This is a genomic window from Bacillus sp. RB3, assembly GCF_030164735.1.
Classification (GTDB): Bacteria; Bacillota; Bacilli; order Bacillales; family Bacillaceae_G; genus Bacillus_A; species Bacillus_A cereus.
Window position 1 is genome coordinate 39,288 of the sequence record NZ_JASNGE010000023.1, and the last position, 23,353, is coordinate 62,640.

Here is a 23,353-nt window from a genome sequence, read left to right on the forward strand (position 1 = left end):
CAAAAAATATCATTTTCATCTTAATACATCTCTAATTTTAATTCATTTTACAAAAATTACCAAAGTGAAATAATAAATTTAGTTTATAGTTTCTTACTTTAACAAATACGTCAAATTAGTAGAATGATAATAAAGTTGTTTAATTCACAACATAGTCATTAAAAAATAATAAAGTTATTTAAAAATCTTTCTTTTAAGCATTCAAAAGGTATTTTCAACTTAGTACAGAACTATATCATAATAGATTGACATAAAAAAGGTTTTAAAAAATTAATATGAATTGGGAGAAAAATTCGGATGAATTGCTTAGTTGCAAAGGGGAGTATTTATTACGAAATAGTAGGGAATGGCTTTCCAATATTAATAATGCATTCAATGGGGACAGACCATAAATCTATGAAAGCCTGGATAGAGCCAATATTTGATAAGATTCAGGGTTTTCAGAGGATTTATATAGATTTACCTGCTCACGGTCAAAGTTTAATTGACGAAAATTTCAACTCTTCAGATGATATGCTTTTAAACATTTTGAATTTTATCGATATGATAATTCCTAACCAAGCATTTTCTCTTATTGGTTTTTCATTTGGAGGATATTTGGCACAAGGTGTTTTGCACCATAGACATAAAAATGTAAAGAGTATTTGTTTGCTGGCTACTTCACTTCATTTGAAGGATAGGAATCTTCCTAAAAAAATAGTGGTTAGAAAAGATAAAGATTTATTAACAGAATTGGATTCTGATATAAGAATGGCTTTTGAAACATTGATGAATTATCAAAATAAAGAGAATCTTCACTGCTTTTTAAACGAAATTCAACCTGGACGATTATTAGCTAATAAAAATTTTTTAATGTCAAATTGGAGAGAGAAAGGATATTTTCTTTCTGAAGAACCGCTTAATGGTGTAGGTACACTTACACAACCTGTACTCATTATTCTGGGGAAACAAGATTCAATCTGTGGTTATAAAGATCACTTTTTTCTTCTAGAAAAATTTCCGAATGCTACGTTTTCCATTTTAGATGGTGCTGGTCATATGCTTCAAATAGAAAAACGTAAAATAGTACAAGAACTAATAAAAGACTGGCTAATTAGGAGCAATCCGGTTTGCGAATTAAGCGAGTAAATACAATCGATAAATTTTTTAACCAGGTTTCCATGTCTGTTGCTTGTCATTTCATTTTGTAGTTCTTCAACTAAAAGCTGCTTTAATTCAATAAGGATTAAACAATTTTAAAGAGCCTTGGTACAATAAAATGTGCAAGGCTTTTTTATATTTCATAACAAAATTCAATAAATTTATTATTAATTTTAAAAATTAAAAATTCAGACTTTTTGTCTTTGTACAATACAACATACATCTACAATGAAGGATGGGTGATAACCATCATTTTCATCTTCGCGTTAAGTTCTGATATAACGAACTCTTGGATACTGAAATTCTATTCCTATTATAGCGGTAGCTTATTTGATTTTTAGGTTTATAATTCATAGCTAGTTTAAGTTAAGTGACTATTTTGAGTGATCTATAAAGAATTAATCGCTTTTATATAATTATATACAAATAAATTATACATTTTTGGGTATGGATCCCTTTAATTTACGAAAATGGGAAATGTAAATTTAAATTTTATGATATTTTCCCTCTGTTGTATTCATTGCGAGTGACAAATAATTTAAAAGCGTAGAAAGATCTTATTTCTACGCTTCTTTTAATAAGTAGTAGATTTAGTGTTTTTTAAAATTTGTTATATAAGATTTTACAGCTTGCAATAAGAATTCTTCCTGTCTCATACCAGCTTCCGCTGCCATTTGAACTACTTTTTGCTTAAATTCATGATCTGCATGAAAAGTTAATGGCTCTACATTACTTTTAAAGTAAATACCTTCTACATGTGGAAGAATCGTGCCAGATTTCATATGAGAATGTAAGTACTTAATCTCTTCTTGAAACTGCAATGGATCTACTTGTAATATGAAAGGTTTAATTTCTAATTTGATAGTATCTGCTGAAATACTCAATCTCATATTTGTGATACCTAGCTCCTTATAAAATAAGTTTATTAGATTATAAGTAATGGAATTAAATAATTGAGGTTTTTTAAAGGAAAAAGATAAATACCCTCGTTTTGTAATTACCGCTTTTTTAATGAAAGGTTCAAAGGTGTAATCATGTTGTTTATAAGTGGATAGAGGGAAAATGTCTTCGTCCTCTGTAAGAATCTTGCCGTCTGCTCCATTGATTTCTATTACCCTAGCTGTTTTTCCGTTATGTTGATGTGTTAATAATTGATATAAGTATATATCTTCATTTTGAATTTTCGTAATGAATGTTTTTCGCTCTTTTGTTTTGGTTTTTTCATAATCAAGCATAAAAATCTCTAGTTCTTCCTCATCGATAAGATATACTTGTTTTCCTCTTTTTTCTACCATTGTGGCGGGTAATTTTCCAGATTTGATGTATGTAAAGATAGTAGATGGTGCAACATTAAGAATTTCAGCTACTTCTTTCGTGCTAAGGCCTTTAACCTTATTTTGATTTTGTAAACGTTCAATATCCTCTAAATAGAAAATCTTACTACCGAATTGCTTCCAGTTATCTTTATATACACATTCTATTAATCCATCTTTTTCTTTTTTTAAAATTGTTTGTACCGTTACTCCTAATAAGTCGGCTGCCTCTTTGGTCGTTACAGTAGGTTTTGTAATGAACAATAAATCTTGTGTCATGAAAGGACACCTCCATAACTATCGTTTGTTAATATTTTAGGTATGTATATATCATATCAGAATCTGATTTATATTTAAAATAAGAAATAGATTTTATTAAATATAGTATTCATTGTTATGGTTTGTAAATATTTTTCATTTAATTTATATGTTAATGAATTATTATAGTTGTTTTTATTGTAAAATAACTATAAATTTCAAGTATTTAATTGTTAAAAGATATCTATTTAATAATAAATTATAAAAAAATATAAGTATTGATAAATAGAGAAGAATGTAGCGTTCTTACAGAAAGAAAATGAATTATCATTTGTATAATTAATAGAAGTAAAATAAAATAATAATTATAGGTAATAAAGAGAATTATATTCATAATCTTCTATAAGAGAGGTGAATTCGAAATATGAATAAAAAAAATGTAAAAGAAAATTTATTAATTATAAACAATCAAAGTGAGTATATGGATACATATGTAGAGAATATAAAAGATATCGTTCCATATCTATATAACAACAGTTATGTAGATATGGTGGAAGATAAGATGGAGGTTGCAGAAAAAGAAGGAAAGGGTAAATATACGTATTTAAGTGACATAGAAGTCATTTATCATTTCGTACATTTACAAAAAGATATGGATGAGAAGAAGAATAGAAAAGAGGATACGAAAAAGAGCTATATCTCAGAAATCTTATCATTTTGTCAGTGCATGGTGCAGCATGCAGAAGAATTTGAATTGGATGGGGAAGAGGTAAAGCAAAAGGACTCTTTATTGAAAACATTGCAACCTTGGCATATTCGTAAATACAATTCGTGGTTGAAACGGGTAGAGAACGGTAGGAATGGTGACACGTATGCAGTCGCGACACTTGCAAAGAAAACAGTGCTCATTCGTTCTTTTCTAAAACATCTACATGTATTTTCTTATATTGAAAAGCCTCTTCATGAAGAACTACAGCGCGCAAATGTGAATGAGCAGGATCGGCCAAATCGGGACCTATCCTATGATGAGGTTATGAAAATTTTAGGATTTTATAAAGAAAGAGGACATTTAGTAAACTATACAATTTTACTGGCTCTAGCAAGTACTGGTGCAAGAATTCAAGAATTGTGCACCGCGAGAGTGAAAGATTTACATTATGACGGAAAGTACTGGTTAAAAGTCACTGGAAAAGGGGATAAAGTGCGTGAACTTTTTATTTCGGAACATTTATATCAATGTATTTGTGAAATGAGGCTAAGAAGAGGATGCCAAACAGTATTGGATAAAGGGGATGAGAGTCCGGTATTTATAAATCAAAGAGGAAATACTTATAACTCTAAAACATTATCGAATCAAGTAACAGATATGATAAAAAAGACAAACTTAGAGTTTCTACTGTATCGTGAAAATCCAGTAACGGCGCATACATTCCGTCATGCTTTTGCAATTATGGCAGTAGAGCAAGGTAATGCAGATCTATATCATTTAATGCAAACACTTGGCCATGAAAATATTCAAACAACTAAAATATATTTAGAAAAGCATATGAAGCGTAAAAATAACGTTGGATCTACTTTCGCTGATATGCTGGTTTAAATTTTATGTAGTTTATAAGGGTATTTAATTATGTATTTTTTATATAATTAAACAATGTATATGTTTGTTTATTTATTGTGAAGAAATATATAAATTAGGGAAATAAATAAAAATAACGAAATTCATTTTATACAGAAAAAACCAGGATGATTTTAAAAAGTTATCCTGGTTTTTTCTTAAATACACATAATTATTCATATTTCATAAAGTTAATTTGAGCTAATTATAAGTTAGCAGAATTTATATCTATTCCAATCTTGATAGTGTTAATAACATTATATAGTTTGTAGAATTAGTTTATAGAGATTATGAAACTATTTTTCATTAGGTGTATCTAATTGATGATTGATACAGTGCTTGACTTTTTATTCATAAGTATATAGATCCCACCTATGAATGATAAGATTACTGGATAGAAAATCGCCCAACCACTAAATGAGTATACAAAAATACATATAATTAAAGATAGGAAGGCCATCCACCAACCTATATCTAGAACTTTTAATAACTTAAGAGCAGCTAGCATTGTAAAAATATATGAGGTAATAAAAATTACACTAGGGCCTTTTAGAAGCATCTCTAAATTTGGTCGTGCTATACCATAAAAAATTAAAATACAACTAAAAATTCCGCCTAAAACTAGTAAAACTCTAGTTGGAGTTTGGAATTTAGAATGTAATTTAGCAAAGAAGGAAGGGAAATGCCCTTCTCTAGCTTGGGCATAAATCATTCTTGAAAAACCTGCAATGTTAGCATGTACAGCACTAAACGAAATGAAAATTGCTAAAATAGTGGTTATATATGTACCTATTGGTCCTAATCCTTTTGATATTAGAATACTAAGTGAAGCTATCTGGTTCTTATCACCATATGAGTGAGTCCCTATTGTTACAAAAGATATTGCAATGTACATAATTGAGATGCAAATTGCCCCTAAAAATAGACTTATGGAAATATCTTTAGCAGGTCTTTTAAACTCTTCAGCTAATGGGGTTATCATCTCCCATCCTACAAATGAGAAAAAGATAATTACAGAAGAAGCTCCAACAGAAGACCATCCATTTGGTACAAAAGGTGTAAAAGAACTTAATTTTACATTAGGGATAGAAACGACAACAGCCACAATTATTAGAAGTGAAATTATACAAATGACAAACACACTTACTTTTGATGATAACTCAATTCCTTTAATATGTAAAAGTAAAGAAGTAATCAAAATTACTGCCGCGATGCCTATAACTTCTGCATTACTTATTGGAAAAACATAACCAATATAATGGGCACCTGTTAAAGAGATAATAGGTAATCCAATAGGAATAGATCCTAACATAATCCACCCTAGGATTGCACTCGTATTTGCATTAAATGCCATTTGAACATAAGCTGTAATTCCTCCTGCGCTAGGAATCATTTTAGCAAGGCGTGCCAGAGCTGCGACAATGGGAAAAGCTAATATAGACATGATAACCCAAGATAAAAGCGAAGCTGGTCCAGCACTATTTGCAGTAATTGAGGGCAATATAAGAATTCCACAACCCAACACAGCTCCTATGGTTAATGCAGTCCCTTGTACCCAAGTAATTGAACGTTTCAATGATTGTTGTGTCAAGATATTCAGCCTCTCTTTCGTTAATTGATATCAATTATATAAAGTTTTAAAAAAAGATAACATGCTATAATTTATGTATTAATTATAATTTTCTTAAAAAATTTAAGAATTACTAATTGTATTCTTAATTAATCAAGGGGAGATACATTAATGGACCAAACAGATTTAAAGATTCTTTCACATCTTCAGGAAAATGCACGTTTAAGTATGGTTGAAATAGGAAAACTGGTAGGTTTGAGTTCCCCTTCTGTTACAGAGCGGGTCAGAAGGCTAGAGGAACAGGGTGTCATTATAAGTTATCGTACGATTGTTAATCCGAAAGAATTAAAAAAACATATTACCGCGTTTGTTTTGATGGAACCAAGAGATTGCAACAAATATAAAAAATTTGCAATGGAACATCCAGATGTAGTCGAATGCCATCGTATTGCCGGTTTATATAGTTATCTAACAAAGGTAGTGACAGAATCAGTACATACACTCGAAGACTATATTAATTTGTGCTTAGGGTATGGAAAGCCTACAACCTTAATAGTGCTTTCTTCTCCAGTAGAACATAAATCACTTTTTACAGAGAGTGAAAAAGCTTAATTACATATGAGAGATTATCCTAAATAAAAAGTGTAAAAATAATACCTAATGGGAAATAGGGTCCTATTAGGTATTATTTTTCAGGGGGTACTTTTCAGAAAATTATTAATTGATTGAAGGTAGGGTTATTATGAAATATGCAGTGCTCACAAATGACTTACAGTGCGATTTGATTAATAAAATGAGGATAGAATTGCAGCTGTAGAGGCGTTTACATCTAAAATGGTGGCTTTCGTAGATACTATGAGAGGAAATGATAAAATTTTAAATTATATATTTGATATAGCCATAGACTAAGGCTTCGGCACTAGCTTTCCTTTCACTTGAATATATTACTAAGTCATATATAATATGCTTATATACTTGAAAGTGAGGGAGAGAATGGCATACAGCAAGGCGCAAAATGAAGCCACAAAAAACTATAAAAAACGTAATCCAGAACAAGCGAAATACCTTAATTATAAAACTATGGCTAGAAGTTTCATCAAGAATTTAGCCACACAAGAAGATTTGGATATGCTAAAAGAATTAATGGCAGAAAAAGAGGAGAATGACCGTGCTAGAAAATAAATTAGGTATTAAAAATCAGTTGGAATTGAATCGAGTGGAAGAACGACTATCAAAAATGAAAGCCAAAGATTTATATGATTCAGGAGAAATAAACCACATAGAAGTTGGCACATTTAAGGGTCTTTCTGACATTCATAATTATCTATTTGAAGATATTTATTTCTTTGCTGGAAAGATTCGAAAGGTTAACATAGCGAAGGGAAACTTTCGATTTGCTCCTGTTATGTATCTAAGCCATTCACTAGAACATATAAACACTATGCCACAAACAACCTTTGATGAAATCGTTGAAAAGTATGTTGAAATGAACATTGCCCATCCTTTTAGAGAAGGAAACGGTAGAGCGACTAGAATATGGTTAGATTTAATCTTTAAGAATGAAATTCAACAGGTGGTTGACTGGAATAGAATTGATAAAGAAGATTATTTACTGGCAATGGAACGCAGTCCAATTAAAGATATTGAAATTAAGTATTTACTCAAAAATGCACTAGTAGATAAAATTAATAGCCGTGAAGTATTCATGAAAGGCATTGATATTAGTTACTATTATGAAGGATATACTGAATATGATATAGAGGATTTATAAATAAAAAAGGGCTGAAATTGCCCTTTTTTATTTGCGCTTTGAAGAGGATTTTTCATATAAAAACAGTATAAAATGGATTCCATTAGGGATCCCTAGTGTTATTTGGAGCTTATCTTTTGTATTTCCATTCATTACCAATGTCACATAATACAAGAAAAATAACCATGAAACAGATATCAAAAAGATAGAAAATGATTATTGTGCTATTTTCTTGCTGTTTAATAAATTGAAAGACACCTTAAATTAAGGTGCCTTTTTAATTACACATAAAACGAAGGATTAGATTAGCCGAACGCTATAAAATCTAGGGGATTATTAATTATATAATATATATATCGATTGAATAGAATATACTTCTTGAAAAATTCGATATTTATTATTTTTAAGAATTATACATTTTTTTATATTTTAAAAATAAATATCGTATATTCTAGAATATTATTATACAATATATCAATTGAATTATATATAAGAATGGAGAGTTTTAATTGGAATTATTAAGAAACAGTAGGGTTGGTACAAAACTAAACATATTAATAGCTATATCGAGTATCGCTTGTATAGTATTATCCCTAATAGGTTTTTCGGGACTAGAAAGAGGAAAGAGTGCTTCTTCTAATATGTATGAAGATGATTTAAAATCAGTCGAGTGGATAGGGACCATAGAATCTAACTTTTATCATGTTAATATGAACTTTATGGAAATAATGATATCCAAAGATGAGAAAAGAATGAACGATTTGATAAAAGAAATGGATGGGATGCGTAAGGAAAACGATCAGTTATTAAAGCAGTATGAGGCTAAAATTATCTCTAATAAAGAAAAAGAGCTATATAACACATTTCATGAAGCATTTAATCAATTAAGAACTCTGATGAAAAAAGCACAAGAATTAGGGAAATCTAATAATGAGGAAGCTTATGTCTATTATCTAAAAGAAATTGAACCTAATATGCAAAAAACAATCCAGTCAATTCGTGAACTAATTATATATAACAGTAATAATGCAAACGAGTTACAAAAAGTTAACAATACCAGTGCTCAAAATACAATGATAATGTTTGTGGCTATCTCAATTTTAGCAATTGTTATAGTTATATTTATTGGATATATTATTAAACTTTCTATACGAAAACCACTTATTTTATTACAAAATGATATGGAAAAAGTCGCTGCAGGTGATTTAACAATACGTACTTCTTATAAAGCAAATAATGAGTTAGGGATCATTGTACAGTCTTTTAATAGTATGTTAGATAACCTACAACAATTAATTACGAACGTTAAGTCGACAACACAAGAGGTGATTTCTTCTACGGAGGGGGTTTTACAAGACACAAAGCGAGCATCTAATATTTCAAATGAGGTTGTTCAGACCATTTTTGAAGTAAAAGAAAAAATAGCGGGACAGGTAACTAGCATTCAAGAGAGTTCATCTTCAATGGAGGAAATAACAATTGGTGTGCAAACAGTAGCTGAATCTTCAGCAGTAGTTGCTGAGGTAGCAGTAACTACTACAGAACAAATACATACCGGTAGTGAAGTGATAAAGCACTCTATTCTTCAAATGAATAGTGTCCATGATGCTGTCGAGGAAACATCAAAAGTAATAGATAGACTTGTTACACGTACACAACACATTGATACAGCCCTGGATGCAATCACTAATATTGCCGAGCAAACGAATCTACTTGCTCTAAATGCTGCTATTGAAGCGGCACGTGCTGGAGAGAATGGGAAAGGGTTTGCAGTGGTTGCAGCAGAAGTGAGAGATTTAGCTGAAAAGTCTAAAGAGTCCGCGAATGAAATTAATCATTTAATTAAATCTATTCAACAAGATACTCAAGATACAGTTCAGGTCATGCAAAAAGGAGAACAAAAGGCAGCAGAAGGAAAAGAAGCGGCCCACAAAGCGGATCAAACATTCTCATCTATTATGAGAGATATTGATAAAATTACAAGTCAAATTCAAGAAGTCTCTGCAGCCACAGAAGAGATGTCTGCTGGCACAGAAGAAGTAAATGCGTCTCTTTCACTAGTATCTGATACTGCAACACAAGTAGAAAGAGAAACAATTCAAACAGTACAATCAATTCAATCACAAGCAGTTTCAATCAATGAAATTTCAATTCAATCCAACAGGATGAAAGAAAAGGTAGAAGCATTATCTGAATTGCTTTCAAGATTTATTATTACAGAACAAGAAAAAAATTAATAAATGTGGATACAGTAACAATAATATATTCTTATTTTTATCAAAGTGAAAAATTTTTGTAGAATAGATGGGATGGAAGGGAATTAAATGAATAACGAACTAAAGTATAAGATTTACGAATTACAACAATTCATTCAAAAAACTTATTTTGATATTAAAACAGCATGTGATATTGCCATTTATCAAGAAAACAATTCTAAATATCTAATTTCATTAGGATTTTTAAATAAATCATATATAACTTATTTAGAAGCTAAAAGATTTTATCGTGAAAATGAAGAGCTTACAAGTGTAGAATTTGATAATTTCTTTGATGTGTATGATAAATTAGAACACGAATTAAAACAAGTTATTTCAAGAGAAGATAAAAATCCTTCATTATTACATAGTAGACTTAGTCAGTTTCAGCAGAAAGTTGAAAATATAAATGATCTAATAAAAGTAATGCAAAATGCTCGTTAATGAATGTTTTTTTCTTTGGTATATAGAAAGTAAACATTAAAAACATTTTAGAAAGAATCCGTTTTGTGAATCCATTTTAAAACGGTGTGCGAATTGGCTATAAATACATTTACCAATCCTTTTTATAAGAGAGCACTTACTGGGAGTGCTCTCTTTTTATTGTTTATGTCGGAAAGTAAAAAATCCATAAACTAATGGTAACTAACATAAGTCCATATTATTAAAGTTAAAGTGGTTATGAAATCTGAAGAAGACTCCTAAGGTGCCTTAAATTAGTAAAGCGCAGTATTTCCCTTTTTCATTTGATCGTTTAAATCTTAATATATTAATGATAAGATTAAAGGTATTATAATTAGTAAAGATTTCTAATAATTAGATTGAGAGGATACAATATTATGGGTTATAAGTTTCGTAGAATTATCCAAGTTTCTCCGGGTGTAAAAATTAACTTTACATACACTGATTCAGGAGGAAGAACCGTTCCGCCTGAATCAGGAGTAATAACTTATGTACCTGGCACTGGAATCTCGTATACACCACGAATAGCAGAGTCAAATAGCTATTATAAACAACGAGGATTTCAAAGACAAAACACTTCCTATCCCACTATGAATGAACAGGATTACAATACGATAAAAGCATTTGAGCCGGTAAGAGAAACCAATACTTACCTTGTTACTGCTTTTCGTAAGAAGGATAATCAAGTAAACTCCGTGGGTAGAAAACTAATGAAACCACTTTCCATAATTGCAGGCGTTTTTGCAGGCCTATTCTTACTTATGATGCTTGTTATACCTGCTCTATTCCTGGCAGTCATGTCTTTCCTATGCTATAAAAATATAAAAACACCATTTGCAGTTGTATGCCCAGAATGTGATGCTGAGAATCTATTCATTTTTGAAGAAGAGAAAATTGCTTGTCGTAAATGTGAGAGCACTCTTATTATACAAAAATAAAAGACGTTCATTTGAGCGTCTTTTATTTTTGTTTGGACTTTTATTTTCAAAATCATAAAATTGGATTCATTTACAAATAGATTAGAGCTCCGCTTCTTGTAGAAGGGTCTTACTTATTAGTTTTTCAAGTAATAATCACTTTAACCCAATGTTTTCAATTTCTAAAATATGTTACGATTTAAACTGGGAGGGAAATATATGAAAATGATACAGGAAGATATGTATAAAGAACTAATAGATAAGACAAGAACGGTTACTATATTTTTAAAAAGTGGTGTTCCGATACGAGGACAAATACTTTCAATGGATACATACTCTGTTCTTGTAATGGCTCATAACCAACAACAATTAATTTACAAACAAGCTATTTCAACTATTACCAAGTAATTTTTGATATTTAAAAAATTGTTAATTTCAAGGAAGTAAACCTTACAAAAAACGAAAAAGCATAATCCTTCTTTCTTGCAATATAAAGAAGGGTTACACTTTTTCTTTTAATCCAAATGTTCATATAATCCTGAATGATAAAATTTTGCTAAACGTACGAATTGGGATAAGAAAACGTAGCGTTTGATTAAAATTTAGGGTTTTAAAGATTTCAAGGTTAATCTCATATAAGTATCCATTCGCTGCTCTAATGAATATTCTCCACTTAAAAGACACCAGTCTAATATAATTCCTCTAGCAACTGTAAAAAGATACGTTGTTATGTCTTCTACACTTATATCATTTGTTAATTCTTTTTCAAATCTTCCTTTATTAACAAGATCATTTAGAGTTTTGTAAATTAATGAAGGTTCATATGCAAATATTTTTTTGTTGAAATCGTTAAGGAGATTTATATGTAACTCTAATTTAGTAGTATATTTAGCTATGCATTGGAAGAAAGTCAAAATAGTTTTTTGTATTGTCGTATGTTGAGTTATACTTTTCAGTTCTACATTTAGGTTTTCTTCAATTTGTTGAAATAACTTTTGATAAATATCTTCTTTGGAAGAAAAATGATGATAAAAAGTGCCAACAGAGATATTTGCCTTTTTACAAATATCTTCAATAGTTATATTTTCAACTTCTTTTTTTTTCGTTAAATTTAAAAATACAAGAAATATATTGTTCTGTGTTTGTAGAGCTTGTTGTTTTCTTTTGGTTAAATTTTTATTATGCAATCCTTATTCCCCCTTAACTATATATTAACTGATATTTTTAAAGTGAAAAAGTATTTTGAAAGTTTTGATTATCGTTGTATAATTTACATTAAACCGAATAATATTCGGTGAATGTAATTCGGTTTAATGTGAATTATTTTTTTGAGGGGAGATTGTTATATATGAAAACACCTTATCAATCAATCTTTATGATTCCTACAAATAAGCTGTTAGGAAAACAGGCTTTAGGGGACACATATGAACCATTTGAATGGTATAAAGAGATGCGAGAAAAAGAACCTATTTATTTTAATTCTCAGGCTGACATGTGGAATATTTTTTTGTACGAAGATGTAAAAAGAGTCTTAGAGGATAAAGAGTTTTTTTCTAACATTATGCCGGAGAAGAAAAAATCTCCCTTTCCACAAAGTATCCTTGGGATGGATCCGCCAAAACATACGCAAATCCGGTCTATTGTAAATCGTTCGTTCACTCCTAAAGCATTAACGGTATGGGAGCCGAGAATTCAACAAATCACAAATGATATTCTTACTCAATTATCTAATCGTGAAACTTTTGATATTGTTCGAGAGTTATTTTATCCTTTACCAGTTATAGTAATTGCTGAAATGTTAGGTGTTTCTGTTAATGATATGGAAAGATTCAAGAAGTGGTCTGATATTATAGTAAGTTCACCCAGTCATGATGATCCGGATTATTTGCAAGAATTTTTTCATATACGTTTACAAGCAGAAAATGAATTAGAGGAATTTTTTGAAGAAATCATACAACTCCATCGAGGAAAATCAAAAAAAGATTCAAATGACATTATTTCTTTATTAGTTCAAAGTGAAGTAGACAAAAATATTTCGGGCAAGGAAGTAGTATCATTTTGTAAATTACTATTGGTAGCAGGAAATGAAACTACAACTAACTTACTTGGAAACTCATTATATTGTTTGATAGAACATCCAGATGTTTATAAGCAAATACAACAGGACACATCTCTTGTTCCAAAAGCAATTGAAGAAGTACTGCGGTATCGTTCACCAGCTCAAAGAATTGTAAGAAAAGTAAAAAAAGAGGTTCAATTAGGAGGCCAAACTTTACAAGTAGATCAAATCATCTCAGCTTGGCTCGGATCAGCTAATCGTGACTCTCTTCATTTTAAAGATCCTGATAGTTTTAACATACATCGTAGTCGAAATCCCCATCTTGCATTTGGCCATGGAATACATTTTTGCTTAGGTGCTCCCCTAGCTAGATTAGAAGCAAAAATTGTATTGACGGAATTAATGAAAAAATATAAATCGTTTTCGTTTATTGACCATAATCTTCCCGTTCCTATCTCGAGTGTTAGTTCTGTATATGGATTGAAATCTCTCCCTGTGAAAAGTGAAGTTATTCATATAAAGTAAATGATTTACTTTTGATACAGGTTGTATCAGAACTAACTTTATTTATCAATTAGAACTATTGACATCAGACTATCAAAAAATTATTGCAAAGATAGTGATAATTATAATTTCGTTTTTGATTTTCATAGAATGAAGCCAGAAGAACAAGTAGAATTATAGGTAAATAAGTTGCAGAGTGAAATTATGAAAAGAATGCTGTTTACTCAAGAGGGATATTTTAGCTTAGGATTATTTTTTAGATTGTATTGTAAATTCTATTCCCGAGCATAGATTGAAATTTATACTTTTAAAAAGTAAATAAGTTTTAAATTTACAGATTTATAGAAATTTTATAGGGTGAATATAAAACCATAAAATGAGGTGTTCTTTATGTGTACTAGTTTGACATTACAGACAAAAAGCGGTCAGCACCTTTTTGCAAGAACAATGGATTTTGCATTAGATTTCAATCAAGAAGTAATAATAGTTCCTAGACGTTATCAATGGAACAATATAACTGGTGAAACTATCAAGGCGAAACAAGCTGTTGTAGGAATGGGGATTAACTATCTAGGAAGGATCATTCTGGCAGATGGAGTAAATGAATCAGGTATGACATGTGCAACACTTTATTTTCCAGGATTCGCTACTTATAGTAACAGCATAGATGACAATAAAACAAATCTGGCTCCATTTGATTTTGTGGCATGGAGTCTCACACAATTCAATTCTGTCGAAGAATTAAAGAAGTCTGTAGATAGTATTTCCTTTTTAGATGTACCACTATCTGTTTTAGGAGTTATCCCACCTCTACATTGGATTTTAGCGGATAAATGGGGAGAATGCATTGTATTAGAGCCGACAATTGAGGGGCTAAAAATGTATGATAATCCGCTAGGGGTAATGACCAATAGTCCTGAGTTTAACTGGCATTTACAAAATTTAAGACAATATATTGGTCTTAAATCGCAGCCATATGCCCCAACCCAATGGGGGGATGTACCCTTAAGTGCTTTTGGACAAGGTTCAGGTTCGATGGGACTCCCCGGGGATTTCACTCCACCATCAAGATTTGTTCGGGCGGCGTATAGCAAACAAAATATTCAAGGGGTAGATAACGAAGAGGAAGGGGTATCGGCCGTTTTTCATATCTTATCAAATTGTGAGCTACCAAAAGGTGGAGTGATAACGGAAGAAGGTACAATAGATAATACCATTTATACAAGTGCAATGTGTATGGAGTCTGGTATATATTATTATCATACCTATGATTGTAGACAAATTATAGCCATACATCTATTTAATGAAAATTTAGATACAGATGAAATTAAAACTTATCCATTTCAGCGTAAACAAAAGATATATTATCAAAACTAATTAGATTTGGAATAACATCAAAAAAGCAAACTTAATTAAGTTTGCTTTTTATAATAGGCCATACCTTCAAAAAGTTAAAAGAAGTATAATTGATGTATACTAATTACATTCATATTCTATTATATGCTTTTAATTTATTAGTATTTGCTACAACTATATAAAATGGAAAATCTGTAAAAGTGTTTGTTGTAATCAGATGAGTAAAATTAATACGCAGAATAAAGTAGTGGTCATACCTGAAAATAATTTGATAAATAATGAAGAACATGTCCGTTTATATGCAAGCCCTAATATAATTAAAAATGAAGCATATTACAAAAGAAAAGGGAGTTAAAAAGGAATTAGAAGAATCTAGGTAAAAAATAGAAATATTAGCTTATAGTAAATAGAAATTTCTTAGCAAAACCGTTTAAAAACAGTCGATTTCTTTTTAAACACCTTTACAACTTAAAATAGACATTTAAGTTGTTGTGCATGTTTTAATATTGTCGTGGTGTTTAAAAACTAATACAAACGAATCTGAAAGTTTGTTTTTTCGGGATAACTAGATAAAATAAAGAATTTAATATAAAAAGCGGTGCTTATTTATAAATATGGTGGGATTAAAATATTATTTCAGATGAATATGAAATAATAGAGGAATGATAGAAATATAAAATTTTTAATTAAATTATCTAATAAAAGAAAACATTAAATAAATAGATATATGATAGATGGTATTACTATTTTAAGAAGACGGTTCTTTTGAAACCGTCTTCTTTTTGTTTCCCTATAAAAAGATACAGACTAATTAATGCCCATTTTTATGTTTTATAAATGTAATGGATCTATTTTAAACAGCCTTTTTAGTAGTAGCTATTTTAAAGGTATTACTTCTCATGCTATAAAATTGTAGGCTTAATGAAATAATCATAGAGATTATCGCAAAGTAGATTAGAGCCATAGTCCCCATTCCAAGAGAAATTACTACTCCACCTAATGTGGCACCTACAGAACTTCCTAGATAATTTATCGAACTATTGAGGGCCACAGCTGCACTTCCGTGCTTAGGTTGATAGGATAATAAAATATGTTGCTGTGGTGCTCCTGATGCCCATCCCATTGCTCCCCATATGAAAAATGGTAAGTACTTTATAATTGTTAGATTAATCATTATAGGAATACATACAACTGAGACAGTTAAAATAATTAAAATAAGAGCCATTAAAGTTTTTGGTTTTTTGAAGTAATCAATTAAATATCCAATTGTTATACTTCCAAATAATCCACCCAATCCCCAAGCCCATAAAAAAATTGTTAAATCACTTGTGCTATCAAGATCTTGTAATAATGGAGATAGATAGGTATATAAACCTAAACTTGAAATACTTGCAAAGAATGTTATTAAAACAGTGATAGTAACTCTTTTATCTAAAAACATTGCAAGTCTTTCTTTCATAGCAGGTGGTGCAGTGACTGGAACATGTGGTAGAAACTTAAGAATACTAATAGCAGCAATTAAACTAAGTATTACCACAAACCACATTGCTGATTGCCAATCAAACTTGTCTGCGATATAAAGACCTATCGGAACACCTAATACAGTTCCCATACTCATGCCACCGATTGTTAAGCCAAGTGCGCGTCCTTTCTTTTCTACAGGTACTAACATAGTTGAGCCTGCAACAGCTAAAGGAGAAAATAATCCAGCACCAACACCAGCAATCGCCCTTGATATTAAGAATATCGAAAAGTTTGGAGATACTGCGGTTAATGCATTTGCAAGTCCAAATACAATTATTGAAGTCAATAGAACTTTTTTTATAGGTTTACCTGCTAAGAGAGAGGCAAACAGTGGAGCGGATATTGCATAGCATAATGTAAATATACTTACAGCTTGCCCAACTTGGGATGCACTTTTTTGATAGGTATCACTAATTCCAGGAACCAGTCCAGCAATAATATAAGCATCGAATCCCAAGGCAAACATACCAATAGCTAAAAAGATAACTTTTTTCATAGTTCTGCCACCTTTACATTGTCAAGATTATAATAAATTATCAATCTTATACACTCTAGTTGCTAGTTTTATACAGATAGAGAATGATTATTGAATCAATATATAACTCTATAATGATGTTACTTACAATTATAATAATTGAGCTATATATAATTATTGAATAATGCCATAGTAATTAAAAAATCTGCAGATTAAATTAAGGTAAAATAACATTTGATAATCATTACTCGTCTAGCTTAAGTAGGTTAATATTAGTATACTTAATGAATGGGATTAAATAAAATGAATAATATTAATGCAAGGGATGAAAAAAACTCATGAGTATTATTAAGTATGAAATTTTTGAATCAGTTATTACAACGGGGAGTTTTACAAAGGCTGCCGAAAAATTAAACATGACGCAATCTGCAGTAAGCCATGCAATTTCTAGCTTAGAAAAGGAATTAGGAACGTCTTTATTCCTGAGAACTGGTCGGACGATTACTTTAACTCCTCAAGGCACTAAAGCTTATGAGTATATTGGTCAGATATTAAATATAAACCGTAAATTAATAGAGACTAATTTTAATGATCAATTATTGCCTAAAACACTGAGGATTGGAGCCTTTACAAGTGTAAAAAAACATATATTACCTCCAATTATGAAAGAATTTAATAAATTGTATCCGTTTATTGAAATTATAATATTTGAGGGGACTTATGATGAAATACAAGAATGGGTTATTAATAAAGTAATTGACCTGGGATTTACAATTAACGGGGAATTCGGATGTGAATCCGTCCCATTTTGGGAAGACGAGTTAGTTATAGCAACACCAAATAACTTAAAGTTAATTCCTGAAGATTGCTCTTTAAAGGATTTCTTTGATCAAAATAATATTATTATGCCAGCAGCGCCATACAGAAATCAAGTTGAGAAATTTTTTAATCAGCACAGTATAGAGCCTAAGGTTCATTCGTATATAAGTGACTGCAATACAATTGTGAAAATGATTGATCTAGGAATAGGTATTTCTATAGGACCAAAGCTTTTCTTAAAATCATTTGATAATATAAAAATATATGAATTACCGGATAGACATTATAGAAATATATACATATCTTATAAACATGCTACAGAATTAACACATGCAGAAGGACATTATGTTCAGGAATTTATAAAAATAGCAAGGAACTTATTTTAAGTTCCTTGCTATTTTTTATCCTAATCGTCCAAATCCACTATTTTCGTTAAGCAAGACTCTTTTCTCAGAACTGTTATATTTAACTCTATAAAAGCTCGGTTTCTTAGAATCAATTTCATTAAGTAATTCCTGTAAGCGAACTGCATCTTTTAGATTTGGAAAACCAAAAGAAGGTTCTTTTTCCAGCATAACAAAATCAGTAACATCTTTGACTACATTTATAATTCGCTCTATTTTTCTATCCCCATTATATTCATGTTCAAGGGAATTAAAGTATAATAGTTCTTCAGATTGTGTGCTAGTTTCTGTCCAAATTCTTACTGAATCTTCATACCAGTTTGGTGTATCATAAGAGAGTTGTGCAAAAATTAATTGATTATTAGCATCCTGAAAAACAAAATCTAATTCTCTTCTTCTGAATAAGTTTACAAAACTACTATATCCTGTCACTACAGCACCATTTATTTCACCCATAACAGAAACGCTATCTGAAATTTCATCTCCAGAAATTGAATAATCAGACTTCACTCCTTGAATATGTCTTAATTGTAATGGTGAATTACCGTTGATCCATTGAACAAGATCTAAAGAGTGTATAATTTCACTGATAACTCCTGTTGTAGGTCGATAGTCATTAATTCTATTTTTTTCCCATAAGAAGTTGGCACGTACTAATTTTAAATTATTTTCATTCACATATGCTTTTAATAATCGAGCGGCTTGTGAATATCTTGCAACCATATTTAAACAAAAGCCCGATGTGTATTTTAATAGTTTCTCTGCATATTCTAACTTGAAATTTGGATCAACAAAAGGCTTTTCACATATTACAAATCCATTGAAATTTTGAATTGAAAATAATACTTCTCCATGATTTTCGTCGTTAACGGATATTACTAAAATATCTGGCTTAAATACTTCCAAGGCAGATTCGATAGTCGGATAATACACTAAATCAATATCTTTTTGAGATCTTGAAGTATAAGCAATATCAATATCATTATTGTAGAGAGGTGAGATGTTCTGGAAAGCTTCTAAAAACATTTGCCCTGAAAAACCCATTCCAATAATTAAAACTTTCATTTTGGTACGCTCCTATTCTATTGTTTTAAATAATAACTGTTCCCCAGTTTGGAGATAGCCTCTTTTTCTATTGAACTCTTCGGCCATTTTACTAGATTGGACAATAATTTTTTGAACATTATTTTCTTTAAACCAATTATGAAAAGCATCCATCATTGCTTCTGCAATTCCTAGACCACGTCTATCTTTGCTTACTACAAGAGATTGTCCCCAGCCAACTCGTCCGTTAAGTGCACCTACCATAGGAGCGCGTGAATCAATTATTCCAATAACACATGAGCATATTTTTGCATCTTCATCATATTGACCAACCTGAATCAGTACATTCTCATTTGAAATATTTTCTTTAATCCAAACGCGATAAGCATTTTGCCAGGCCAAATTATCTTCTTCACTTTTTGCTGCATAATGTGTATCACCACTAGATAATAAAATCTTTCTTAATTCTACTAATTCTTCAGTGTCTTGAATGGTAGCTTTACGAATCAATAATTTTTCTTGCATAATCGAAATTCCTCCTAAAGTTCTTTGTGTGATGGATCTGTATTTTTAGGGGGTAAAATAACCAGACTAAAGACATCCTATTATCTTTTAATTAAAATATAATGATAAATTATTTTTATATTTATAAACTTAATTTGAGAATGTATAGTTGATCTTTAACTATTAATTTTAATAACCTAAAAATACCTTTTTTGTAAAATTAGTTTTCACGAGCCAAATATTATCACGACTTAAATATTATATCAATATTAATTTTCTAACTCTTTAGAAATAAATTTAAAAAATAAAAAATCTATTTTCTTGTTAAATAAGTGGCTGTAAACACTCTATTTATAAGCTTTTCACTATTTCTAATCGAACTAAAGCTTAAAATTTAATGTAAATATATATATATAGGAAGAGTAAAAATATAATTTACCGAAAAAATTTTATTTTTAAAATTTTTGTTTGTTTTTTGTTCGTATTATGCCTATAATGAGAGAGCACCACAACTTTATTAACATTTTTTTACATTACCCCCTTTAAATTGATAGTTAGAGAACTTATAATTGGAGGCACTATATGTATACAAAAATATTAAATGAAAAACTAGTAGAACTGAAAAAAAGTGGGCAATATCGTGAGTTTGTTACATTAAATCGAATTCGTGGGCAATATCCTTTAGCTAAATTAAATGGATCAGAAGATAGTCAGCCTGTAGTTGTTTGGTGCAGTAATGATTACTTAGGAATGTCACAACATCCTGTTGTTGTTGAAGCAATGCATAACGCAATTAATTTATATGGTGCGGGATCAGGTGGTTCTAGAAATATTGGTGGTACACATTACCAATATGAGGAATTGGAGTCATCATTAGCTGAATGGCATGGTAAAGAATCTGCACTTGTATTCCCGACAGGATATGGATCAAATGATGCAACACTTCAGTGTTTACTACGTTTATTTGAAGATTGTATTGTTTTTTCCGATGAACTTAATCATGCATCTATAATTAATGGGATACGTAGTACGAAGGTAGAGCGTACAATATTTAAGCATAATGATACAGAACATTTAGAGCAATTACTTGCATCACAACCATATAGCCGACCAAAAGTAATTGTTTTTGAGTCAGTTTATTCTATGGATGGTGACATTGCACCAATTGAAGAAATTGTTAAACTTGCTAAGAAGTATAACGCTTTAACATTCCTTGATGAAGTTCATGCAATTGGTATGTATGGACCTAGAGGAGCAGGGATAGCTGCTGATCTAGGTATTGCAGATTCAGTTGATATTATTCAAGGAACTATGGCTAAGGGAATTGGTGTTATCGGAGGCTATATTACGGGTTCGGGACCAATGATTGATGCAATCCGATCTTTTGCCTCAGGTTTTATATTTACGACTTCACTACCACCATCTATAGTAGCGGCATGTTATACAAGTGTTGAGCACTTAAAGGTTTCTAACGTAGAAAGAGATGGTTTACATAAAAAAACAGAAATGTTAAGAAAATCTTTTGAAAGAGCGGGAATTCCAATTATGAATTCAAGCGAGACACATATATTACCAGTTTTAATTGGTGATGCAACAAAGTGTAAAGCTGCTGCACGTCAGTTACTTGAGAAACATAATGTTTATTTACAACCAATTAATTCACCAACTGTACCAATTGGGACTGAGAGATTTAGGGTAAACATTACTCCAAATCACACTGAAGAACAGATAATACAATTAACAAATGCATTGACTGAGGTATTTATTGCATTCGATATACCTTTCTTGAAGGAAGAACAAGTAATAGTATAATATCTATATATAAAATTATTTTGATTATAAATCAAATGATATTTTAGGATATTAAAATTACATGTAGTTTACTACTTAAAATACCCCATATTTATATGGGGTATTTTAAGTGAGGGGGAGTTAATTATGGAGAGTTGTCCTATGTTCGATCTTGTAAAAACTAATAATTTATCACCTGAAATTTTAGGAACTGAAATGGGTAAGTTAGTTAGAGAGTTATTTATTTTAAGACCAGAACAAGTGAATATTTCAGTCTATGGAAGCTTTAAACACGTTACAAATAAATATGAATTGCAAATAGCGTTTTTGAAAGGGATATTTAATCTTACAGAAAAAAGTATGTTAGAACAAGATCCTTTTAGGGTTGGTAATAGCACTGGAATTAAATTTGTAGAAGAATTTGCAAAAACACCTTATTCTTATACTGCAAAAATTTCTTTGTTTAATGAAAAAGAAAGTATAGAAGTTGTTACATATAAAAATGATATAGGAAAATTACTTATTTCAGAAATTAATGGGTTTAATTTTAACATATCAGAAAATAATCCAACTATTTTAGTGAGGAATAAAAATAGTTGTAAATTTCTCGCTTTTATAACATCCTTATGCAGTGATTATGAAATTAATATTATAAAAATTCAAAGTTCTCCTCAAAAGATAAATAATATTATGGTCATTGAATTAGATAAGTTACCATCGCTTAAAGTAATTGAGAGGATTAATAATAATCCTTATGTATATAAGACTATAATTATAAATTGAACTTACTTACAAAATATATCTTAAATAACTAATAAGTTATCCTTCCTATGATTCTAATGAAGAAATTCAATTCCATAGTGATGGTACAGAAAGTGAAAATGGAAAAATTATTTTTTATCTATGGAATTTTAGAGAGGGTAGAACAAGTACAGAAGCCAATCCTAGCTATGGATATGGAGAAAAAAGAACATATAATGTAGAACTAACAGTTAAAGATAGTAGAGGAAAAGAAAGTAAAGAACAAATAAAAGTTACTGTAAAAAAGACTCACAAACAGGTGGATTGCTTGAAGAAGAGAAGATACTCAGGTTTAATAAGCTTGTAAAAGGAAATATGATTAATCCTGATCAAACAGATGTTTATACGTTTGATGTTACAGTTCCAAAAGAAGTAGATTTCTCCGTGGTAAATAAAATATTGGAATGACATGGGTGTTTTATCATGAATAAGACATGCAAAATTACTTAGCTTGTGGTGAATATGAAGGAAATACTATAAAGGAAAATATCATTTAAATTTGTATAAATTTGATGGTAAAAATGGTGGATATTCATTATTAGTAAAATGAATTTATTTTTAACATGTATACTACAGTTTTTTGTAGGAGGGGCCTGTCACTATAGGCTCCTCTTACTTTGTTATTTATACATTAGAACCATCTTATTGAACTACTTACCACTTAACGTCCTAACGGACTGTTTGAAGTGGGAGATTCCTGCGAACACCGATGTATCCACCAGTTATCTTAGCAGGCTCTACCCGCAGTCCCTACGGTGAGAACATAAGTATCTTGTACGTTGACGCACCACA

19 protein-coding genes and 3 pseudogenes are annotated in these 23,353 nt (G+C 30.3%); 16 read left to right on the forward strand and 6 right to left on the reverse strand.

Annotated elements, in window-relative coordinates:
* Window positions 1–297: 297 nt before the first annotated feature.
* On the forward strand, window positions 298–1,128 hold the full coding sequence (locus QO049_RS22855; protein ID WP_152127774.1) for an alpha/beta fold hydrolase: 831 nt from the start codon (window positions 298–300) through the stop codon (window positions 1,126–1,128).
* Between the two features lie 602 nt (window positions 1,129–1,730).
* Here the strand turns inward: QO049_RS22855 and QO049_RS22860 are convergent.
* The gene (locus QO049_RS22860) at window positions 1,731–2,732 is read right to left on the reverse strand and encodes a helix-turn-helix domain-containing protein (RefSeq protein ID WP_284489515.1); all 1,002 of its coding nucleotides are present in this window, start codon (window positions 2,730–2,732) and stop codon (window positions 1,731–1,733) included.
* Window positions 2,733–3,135: 403 nt separating this feature from the next.
* On the opposite strand from QO049_RS22860, the gene QO049_RS22865 reads away from it, so the two are divergent.
* Complete coding sequence (locus QO049_RS22865) at window positions 3,136–4,308, forward strand: tyrosine-type recombinase/integrase (RefSeq protein ID WP_001035905.1); 1,173 nt, start codon at window positions 3,136–3,138, stop codon at window positions 4,306–4,308.
* A gap of 314 nt (window positions 4,309–4,622) precedes the next feature.
* On the opposite strand, the pseudogene QO049_RS22870 reads toward QO049_RS22865, so the two are convergent.
* Window positions 4,623–5,917, reverse strand: a pseudogene (locus tag QO049_RS22870) (APC family permease).
* A gap of 150 nt (window positions 5,918–6,067) precedes the next feature.
* On the opposite strand from QO049_RS22870, the gene QO049_RS22875 reads away from it, so the two are divergent.
* The 8 genes and pseudogenes from QO049_RS22875 (at window position 6,068) to hfq (ending at window position 11,688) form a co-directional block, all read left to right on the forward strand.
* Complete coding sequence (locus QO049_RS22875) at window positions 6,068–6,508, forward strand: Lrp/AsnC family transcriptional regulator (protein ID WP_246963285.1); 441 nt, start codon at window positions 6,068–6,070, stop codon at window positions 6,506–6,508.
* A 130-nt stretch (window positions 6,509–6,638) separates the two neighbouring features.
* Window positions 6,639–6,766: pseudogene (locus QO049_RS22880) on the forward strand (cysteine hydrolase family protein); the annotation flags it as partial.
* A 123-nt stretch (window positions 6,767–6,889) separates the two neighbouring features.
* A complete protein-coding gene (locus QO049_RS22885) occupies window positions 6,890–7,078 on the forward strand; it encodes a hypothetical protein (RefSeq protein ID WP_000331756.1) in 189 nt (62 codons plus the stop codon).
* Window positions 7,059–7,667, forward strand: coding sequence for a protein adenylyltransferase Fic (gene fic / locus QO049_RS22890; protein ID WP_033690372.1), 609 nt, complete (start codon window positions 7,059–7,061; stop codon window positions 7,665–7,667). The genes QO049_RS22885 and fic overlap by 20 nt, the downstream gene beginning before the upstream one ends.
* A 488-nt stretch (window positions 7,668–8,155) precedes the next feature.
* A complete protein-coding gene (locus tag QO049_RS22895) occupies window positions 8,156–9,883 on the forward strand; it encodes a methyl-accepting chemotaxis protein (protein WP_246963282.1) in 1,728 nt (575 codons plus the stop codon).
* Window positions 9,884–9,970: 87 nt separating this feature from the next.
* Window positions 9,971–10,345, forward strand: coding sequence for a hypothetical protein (locus QO049_RS22900; RefSeq protein WP_157408164.1), 375 nt, complete (start codon window positions 9,971–9,973; stop codon window positions 10,343–10,345).
* 395 nt (window positions 10,346–10,740) lie between these two features.
* Window positions 10,741–11,301 (forward strand): DUF4236 domain-containing protein, encoded by a 561-nt coding sequence (locus QO049_RS22905; RefSeq protein WP_246963280.1) that lies wholly within the window; start codon window positions 10,741–10,743, stop codon window positions 11,299–11,301.
* Between the two features lie 198 nt (window positions 11,302–11,499).
* Window positions 11,500–11,688, forward strand: a complete 189-nt coding sequence (hfq, locus tag QO049_RS22910; protein WP_246963277.1) for an RNA chaperone Hfq — start codon at window positions 11,500–11,502, stop codon at window positions 11,686–11,688.
* A 194-nt stretch (window positions 11,689–11,882) separates the two neighbouring features.
* Here the strand turns inward: hfq and QO049_RS22915 are convergent, their stop codons facing one another.
* The gene (locus QO049_RS22915; RefSeq protein ID WP_246963275.1) at window positions 11,883–12,467 is read right to left on the reverse strand and encodes a TetR/AcrR family transcriptional regulator; all 585 of its coding nucleotides are present in this window, start codon (window positions 12,465–12,467) and stop codon (window positions 11,883–11,885) included.
* Window positions 12,468–12,628: 161 nt separating this feature from the next.
* Here QO049_RS22915 and QO049_RS22920 point away from each other — a divergent pair, with 161 nt between their 5' ends.
* Window positions 12,629–13,864 carry a cytochrome P450 gene (locus tag QO049_RS22920; protein ID WP_246963272.1) on the forward strand — a complete coding sequence of 412 codons (1,236 nt, stop codon included), beginning with the start codon at window positions 12,629–12,631 and terminating at the stop codon, window positions 13,862–13,864.
* 369 nt (window positions 13,865–14,233) lie between these two features.
* On the forward strand, window positions 14,234–15,220 hold the full coding sequence (locus tag QO049_RS22925; RefSeq protein WP_246963269.1) for a choloylglycine hydrolase family protein: 987 nt from the start codon (window positions 14,234–14,236) through the stop codon (window positions 15,218–15,220).
* Between the two features lie 832 nt (window positions 15,221–16,052).
* On the opposite strand, the gene QO049_RS22930 is transcribed toward QO049_RS22925, so the two are convergent.
* The gene (locus QO049_RS22930; protein WP_246963267.1) at window positions 16,053–17,219 is read right to left on the reverse strand and encodes an MFS transporter; all 1,167 of its coding nucleotides are present in this window, start codon (window positions 17,217–17,219) and stop codon (window positions 16,053–16,055) included.
* Window positions 17,220–17,536: 317 nt separating this feature from the next.
* Here QO049_RS22930 and QO049_RS22935 point away from each other — a divergent pair, with 317 nt between their 5' ends.
* Window positions 17,537–18,403, forward strand: a complete 867-nt coding sequence (locus tag QO049_RS22935; protein WP_025687816.1) for a LysR family transcriptional regulator — start codon at window positions 17,537–17,539, stop codon at window positions 18,401–18,403.
* A 15-nt stretch (window positions 18,404–18,418) separates the two neighbouring features.
* Here the strand turns inward: QO049_RS22935 and QO049_RS22940 are convergent, their stop codons facing one another.
* Both QO049_RS22940 and QO049_RS22945 read right to left on the reverse strand, forming a co-directional pair.
* A complete protein-coding gene (locus tag QO049_RS22940; RefSeq protein ID WP_046946196.1) occupies window positions 18,419–19,486 on the reverse strand; it encodes a Gfo/Idh/MocA family oxidoreductase in 1,068 nt (355 codons plus the stop codon).
* A 12-nt stretch (window positions 19,487–19,498) separates the two neighbouring features.
* Window positions 19,499–19,990: a GNAT family N-acetyltransferase gene (locus QO049_RS22945; RefSeq protein WP_284489516.1), complete on the reverse strand. Its 492-nt coding sequence runs from the start codon at window positions 19,988–19,990 to the stop codon at window positions 19,499–19,501.
* A gap of 561 nt (window positions 19,991–20,551) precedes the next feature.
* Here QO049_RS22945 and hemA point away from each other — a divergent pair.
* From hemA to QO049_RS30785, 3 genes and pseudogenes are all read left to right on the forward strand, one after another.
* A complete protein-coding gene (gene hemA, locus QO049_RS22950) occupies window positions 20,552–21,781 on the forward strand; it encodes a 5-aminolevulinate synthase (protein ID WP_070184155.1) in 1,230 nt (409 codons plus the stop codon).
* A 126-nt stretch (window positions 21,782–21,907) separates the two neighbouring features.
* Entirely contained in the window at window positions 21,908–22,543 is a 636-nt protein-coding gene (locus QO049_RS22955; RefSeq protein ID WP_246963265.1) for an ACT domain-containing protein, read from the forward strand.
* A gap of 55 nt (window positions 22,544–22,598) precedes the next feature.
* Window positions 22,599–23,111 (forward strand): annotated as a pseudogene (locus tag QO049_RS30785) (PKD domain-containing protein); the annotation flags it as partial.
* Window positions 23,112–23,353: the final 242 nt, after the last annotated feature.